The sequence below is a fragment of the Gracilimonas halophila genome, from assembly GCF_042684365.1.
GTDB lineage: Bacteria > Bacteroidota > Rhodothermia > Balneolales > Balneolaceae > Gracilimonas > Gracilimonas halophila.
The window spans coordinates 1-577 of record NZ_JBHULI010000016.1 but is presented as its reverse complement, the minus strand read 5'-3'; the positions used below and the strand labels follow the sequence as shown (position 1 = coordinate 577).

General features: G+C 49.2%; 1 pseudogene. It reads right to left on the bottom strand.

What is annotated here, in order from left to right:
• Positions 1-577: pseudogene (locus tag ACFSVN_RS04975) on the bottom strand (hypothetical protein); the annotation flags it as partial.

The window sequence follows — 577 nt, the reverse complement described above, 5'->3', positions numbered from 1 at the left end:
CGACACATCCTTTGGGGTAATCTCAAAAGTCGTCTCCAGACTCCCACTGTAATTTCCGGTCCCCGTAATTGTCACCCCGGCCGTGCCCACATCGGTGTTATTGCTGTAGCTTACCGTATAATCGGTGCCTTCTGTCAACGATACACCCCCATTTTGAAGGCTCGTTGATGGAGTAATCGCAAGTCCCGTATACTCCCGGTCGGATACCGGATCAATGGTGAGTGCCGACACATCCTTTGGGGTAATCTCAAAAGTCGTCTCAAGAATACCACTGTATCCATTTTGTAGTTCAACAGTTACCATTGCTGTACCTACCCCAGTATTGTTGCTGTAACTTACCGTATAATCGGTGCCTTCGGCCAGCGTCGTATCTCCGTCGGTAACATGAACCGACGGGGTCAACTCAGAACCATTAAACAACTGATCAGCTATAGGGTCAAGGTTAAGTCCGGAAGTATCAATTGGAATAATTTCAAAACTGGTTTCAAGGCTTCCGCTGTAGTTGCCGGTCCCCGTGATCGTCACCCCGGCCGTGCCCACATCGGTGTTATTGCTGTAGCTTACCGTATAATCGGTG